Below are 5,086 nucleotides of genomic sequence, written 5' to 3'. Positions count from 1 at the left end.
AAACGGTTTCAGGCGCTCGATTTGCGCCTCGGTCAGCCAGTAAGGATTGCTCATGGATCAAGTCTCCTTGCGGAGCCTGAATCACGACAGCAGACTGAAATCAATGGGTCTGGAGCCTAGAAGATGATGGCGACGGTCCATGCCGCGGATGAGTCGTTTGATGTCCGGGTCAAAGGTGCACCCGAAGCGGTTCTGGAGGCGTGCAGTTCAATTCAAGCGAACGTCCAAACCGTTGCGCTGCTGACGGCGGACGAGCTTGCGATTTGGCACGCCCGGACAAACGAGATGGCCGCACGGGGCATGCGGGTTCCGGCCGTCGCAAAGCGCAATGTCATCTCGCCGGAGGAGGCGGATTAAGCAGATCTGACATTTCTGGGATTACTCGGTCTTTATGACCCGCCCCGCGGCGACGTGCCGGATGCCATCGCCTTGTGCCGACGGGCCGGCAGTCGCGTCATCATGATGACGGAGGATCATGCAGTGACAGCGCGCAATATCGCAGCCGCCGTTGGCCTTACCAGCGGGGACCCTGTCGTGATCGAAGGCCGCAGCCTGCGCCCGGTTGCTGATTTGTCAGTCTCTGATCTGCAAAACCTGCTTGCCGCCGATGTGTTTGCACGGGTCAGTTCCGCGCAGAAGCTGGACCTGATCACGCTATAGCAAAAAGGCGGCCAGATCGTCGCGATGACGGGGGACGGTGTCACTGACGCACCTGCCTTGAAACAGGCTGATATCGGTGTCGCCATGGGTCTGCGGGGAACGCAGGTCGCCAGAGAAGCCGCCGCGATGGTTCTGCGTGACGATGCATTCGGCTCGATCATTTCGGCAATTCGCGAGGGCAGGGTGATCTTTCGCAACATCCAGCGATTTGTCACCTATCTGCTGTCGAGCAATCCAGGCGAGGTTTTGGTCGTCGGTGTGGCCATTCTCGTGGGCTTGCCTCTGCCGTTGATGCCGCTGCAAATCCTCTTCCTCAACCTCGTGACGGACGTATTTCCGGCATTTGCCCTTGGCGCGAGTGAGGGGCGTGACGAGATTCTTCAGCGCCCGCGACGCGATTCCGGCAACCCAATCGTGACAAGGGCCTTGTGGAACGCCATTGTCGTGCACAGCCTCAGCATCTCCACAGCCACGCTTGGCTCGTTCATTTTGGCACAGAGGTTTCTGGGTATGGCGCCGGCGGCCGCAGTCACAGTTTCGTTCCTGACCCTGGCGCTGGCGCAACTTTGGCACGTTTTCAACATGCGCGATCCAAGGTCCGGCCTGATCCGCAATGAAATCACCCGCAACAGATACGTCTGGGGTGCCCTGGTCCTGAGGCTCGGGCTGATAATGGCGGTTCTGTCCATTCCCGTGGCCGCCGATGCGCTTGATCTGGTGGCACCGGATGCCCGTGTGTGGGGGCTGATCGTGGCGATCAGCCTTGTACCACTGGTTCATGGTCAGGTCGCACAGTTCGTCTCAGTGGTGCGCTACCGGCGTAACCACGACACCGCGTGACCATTCAGATTTCACGTCTGGTGAATATAGGTGCCGGGTGCCGCGCAGATCGCCGGGCGTTGCTTTGGCGGTTTGGATCGCGGTCCGGACTTGCCTTTCAACCATGTAGCATAGTCTGGCCACCACGAACCGGAAATCGGAGCGGTTTCAGAGATCCAGGAGTCTGGACTCTTGTAGTGGGCGCCGCTGTGACGGTGGTCGATGCAGTAGTGACGCCCCGGATGTCCGGGTTCGCTGATGATCCCGCCATTGTGCCCGCCCTTGGTCAGCACGAAGGTCAGGTCGCAATCGGTAAACAGCTTGGTCTTGTAAACCGATTTCCAGGGCGCGATGTGATCGGCCTCTGTCGCGATGACAAACATCGGCGTTGAAATATCCTTGAGGGCGATCACCCGTCCTTCAACGGCGAACCGCCCCGCGGTCAGTCGGTTCTCCAGAAAAAAACTTCGCAAGTACTCGGAATGCATTCGTGCGGGCATCCGCGTCGTATCGCCGTTCCAGACGCCGATATCGGTGGGCAGATCGTCTTTCCCCAGAAAATACCGGTTCACGGCGCGGGTATAGATCAGGTCTTCCGCGCGGATCGACGCGAATGTCCGCGCCATCTGCGGCCGGTCCAGATAGCCCTGTTCCCACATGATATCCTCGACAAAGGCCACTTGGCTTTCATCGACGAACAGCAACAACTCGCCAGCCTCGGCGAAATCGACCTGCGCCGCCATCAACGTGATGGATGCAAACCGATCGTCACAATCCCGCGCCATGGTGGCCGCCGTGATGGCGAGAAGGGTGCCGCCAAGGCAATAACCGTTGGCGTGAATCATATGATCTGGAACTAGGCGGTTGATCGCGTCAAGGGCGGCAAGCACGCCGCTCTTTCGGTAGTCCTCAAGCGACAGTTCCGACTGAGCCGCGGTCGGATTGCACCATGACATCATGAAGACCGTGAACCCCTGTGAGACCAGGTAATTGACCATGGAATTCTCGGGGGACAGATCGAGGATGTAGTATTTCATGATCCACGCCGGCACGAAAAGCACAGGCTCGGGATGCACTTTTTCTGTCTGCGGGGTGTATTGAATTAACTCGAACAGATGGTTGCGAAACACTACCTGCCCCGGGGTACAGGCGAGGTCAGTCCCAATCTGATACCCCTCAGGCGCGGGCTTGTGGGTTTGGGTCAACGTCTGGATCATGTCTTCGGCAAGGTGTCCGGCCCCCTCGACAAGGTTTCGGCCGCCTGTCTTGATCGTTTCTTCAATAATCTCCGGGTTCATCCAGGGAAAATTTGACGGCGACACCAGATCAAGCGCCTGACGCATCTGAAACTGCGTTCTGTCGGCATCCTGTTTGCGCAGGCCGCGCATGTCGCTTGTGGCCTGATCCCACCAATCTTGCGCTGCCAGAAAGCTCTGCTGCCACAGATTGAAAGGTGCTCTGGCCCATGACGCGTGCGAAAACCTGTGATCGTAGCCCTTAGGCGTAAAGGGTGGCTTCACGTCCTTGCCCAACGTGACGTTTGCACCATAAGCCGTCATTTTCAGCGCATTGGATTGGGCCAGTTCGGCCAGTTCCAACTGGCGACCGGGAGAGCGAGCAAGATGAAGCGCCCAATCGCTCCAGGCTTCGGTCGCCGAATGCGGGGAAATGCCCCCCGTCAGACGGCCCATTGCCGCCCGTATGGCGCGATCGAGGTTTTTGTGCGGATGTGCATTCGGCGTGTCGGGGACAACCTGATGCTGGTTCACAGCCACCGTTGGAAGCATTTTCGACGCTGGATCGCCTTTCTTCGCCATCATCTTTGTTCTCATCTGATTGTCACGTTCATTCGGCCGCGACCGCTCTTTCAAAGACATGAGCCACCTGGATCCGTCGCATCCTGTCCACGCCAATCAAATGTCGCAGATGGCCAGTTTCGCCGACGCGTTATTTTGCCGGTTGATCAAGATCAATTTGAACAGGCTGACCCGCGCACAACACCGGATATCGGCCCGACTTGGTACAGATCGCACCCACTCACCTGGACTTCCCAAGACCCCGGTTCACAGTACCGTTTCGGTGAACCGATCTATCCATGGTACTCCCCAGAAAACGGCTGGACAGGTGATTCGATGCCGTAGTGGCGGGTGCAGGCTTTTTCGAGCCCGCGAATGACCCGCCGCCCGTCAAGCGGTCCGCCATGTTGCGTGACAACGGTCATTTGGCCTTCCTGATGGTCTTCGCGATCGAAGTAGATGATGACCCAGTCGCGCGTCCTGCCATACTTGTGCGCACTGGCGGTATTGGAAAACATGATGGTAAACCGCCAGGGACCCCGTTCCGTATGCAGTATCGGGATACGCCTGCGCCCTGTCTCGTTGAAGCGACGCGGCTTGACGGTTGGAAGGGAGTTAGCGGATTCGCGATACTCTTGATCAACCGCCAGAATATCCTCGACCGAAGGCAAAGCGCTTGCCGACCGTGCCCCACGTGGCCGCCCTCGGGCCAGCATTTCGTTCAAGGAGTGCCTGATGCTTTCGACACGCCGTTTTCCGATGCCCTTGATCGCCATCAGACGGCCATCGATAGCGGCTGCTTCAAGGGCCTCCAGCGTATCGATATGAAGTGTGTCATGGATCAGATGAGCAAGTGCTGCCCCGATCATCGGCACGGTTTGAAACAGTTGCTCTGGATCTGCCGATCCGCGCAGGCGTTCAAGCGAACTCAGGCGGCCGCTATCCAGAACTTCGATGATGGCCTTGGCAATGGATGCGCCAATCGTCGGCAGGTCTTCAAGGCCGTTCTGGCCCTCTTTCTGGTAGATCGAGCGGATCGGCTGCGCCAGTGTCCGGATATATGCGGCCGCTTCGCGGTACGCGCGGGACCGAAATTGAGAGGCGCCTTGGCTCTCGAGCAAATCTGCCATTTCATCCAGTTTGCCCGCGACGAACCGGTTTTCGGCCAAGTTCCCGGAAGGGACTTGCTCTGGTTCCATCATGTTTCGCAGTCCCAAAAACAGTGCCGAATTCGCTCACAAAAATACGGTTTTCCCGGCGAGGCGCATTGATCGTTATCAATTCTAGGGGTGCGTCGTGCGGTAGGGTACAGCCGAAAAGGAGATATGCCATGTGCTGGAGCGCCGAGGTATCTGCGGGCATGGTTGTGGTCGGTACAGTGGCAACCGCCGCCACCTATCGGCGCGGCGACATGCCCGCGATCTGGCTGACTCTGGGGTTCTTCACGCTGATGGAAGGACTTCAATTGTGGGGCTATGGCGTAATGGATCAATGCGGCACCCCGGCGAACCGATCCGTGACCGTCCTGTCCTACCTGCACATTGCCATACAGCCGTTCTTCATCAACGCTTTTGCAATGGAACTGGTCCCCAAGCCCGTCAAGTATCGCGTACGGTTTTGGATTTACTCACTTTGCGCCGTTTCCCTGATTGTAATGCTGGTCCAGATTGCGCCCTATCCGCCGCTCGGAACCTGCTTGCCGGGCAGCCCGCTTTGCGCCGAAAGGTGGTGCACGGTAATCCCCCCATTTTTAACGGGGTGCGGTCGTAGAACTTATGCGGCCATTTTCAGTTTCATAGCGGGTGTGATGC

6 protein-coding genes and 1 pseudogene are annotated in these 5,086 nt (G+C 58.1%); 5 read left to right on the top strand and 2 right to left on the bottom strand.

The window, feature by feature from the left end; all coding sequences use genetic code 11:
* Positions 1-123 precede the first annotated feature (123 nt).
* From FOY53_RS22375 to FOY53_RS22365, 4 genes and pseudogenes are all read left to right on the top strand, one after another.
* Positions 124-357: a hypothetical protein gene (locus tag FOY53_RS22375; protein ID WP_146592503.1), complete on the top strand. Its 234-nt coding sequence runs from the start codon at positions 124-126 to the stop codon at positions 355-357.
* Positions 358-411: 54 nt separating this feature from the next.
* Positions 412-660, top strand: a complete 249-nt coding sequence (locus FOY53_RS22370; RefSeq protein ID WP_146592502.1) for a cation-transporting P-type ATPase — start codon at positions 412-414, stop codon at positions 658-660.
* Between the two features lie 12 nt (positions 661-672).
* A pseudogene (locus FOY53_RS24120) lies at positions 673-948 on the top strand (HAD-IC family P-type ATPase); the annotation flags it as partial.
* Positions 949-951: 3 nt separating this feature from the next.
* Complete coding sequence (locus FOY53_RS22365) at positions 952-1,500, top strand: cation transporting ATPase C-terminal domain-containing protein (protein ID WP_342784377.1); 549 nt, start codon at positions 952-954, stop codon at positions 1,498-1,500.
* An 11-nt stretch (positions 1,501-1,511) separates the two neighbouring features.
* Here FOY53_RS22365 and FOY53_RS22360 read toward each other — a convergent pair whose 3' ends face one another.
* Both FOY53_RS22360 and FOY53_RS22355 read right to left on the bottom strand, forming a co-directional pair.
* The gene (locus FOY53_RS22360; RefSeq protein ID WP_246107522.1) at positions 1,512-3,356 is read right to left on the bottom strand and encodes a PHA/PHB synthase family protein; all 1,845 of its coding nucleotides are present in this window, start codon (positions 3,354-3,356) and stop codon (positions 1,512-1,514) included.
* Positions 3,357-3,568: 212 nt separating this feature from the next.
* A complete protein-coding gene (locus FOY53_RS22355; RefSeq protein WP_222435331.1) occupies positions 3,569-4,477 on the bottom strand; it encodes a helix-hairpin-helix domain-containing protein in 909 nt (302 codons plus the stop codon).
* Positions 4,478-4,605: 128 nt separating this feature from the next.
* On the opposite strand from FOY53_RS22355, the gene FOY53_RS22350 reads away from it, so the two are divergent.
* On the top strand, positions 4,606-5,086 hold a 481-nt coding region (locus FOY53_RS22350; RefSeq protein WP_246107521.1), incomplete at its 3' end, for a DUF5765 domain-containing protein.

This window comes from Puniceibacterium confluentis (assembly GCF_007923445.1).
GTDB classification, from domain to species: domain Bacteria; phylum Pseudomonadota; class Alphaproteobacteria; order Rhodobacterales; family Rhodobacteraceae; genus Puniceibacterium; species Puniceibacterium confluentis.
The sequence above is the reverse complement of the archived record's forward strand: the minus strand, read 5'-3'. Positions and strand labels throughout refer to the sequence as shown.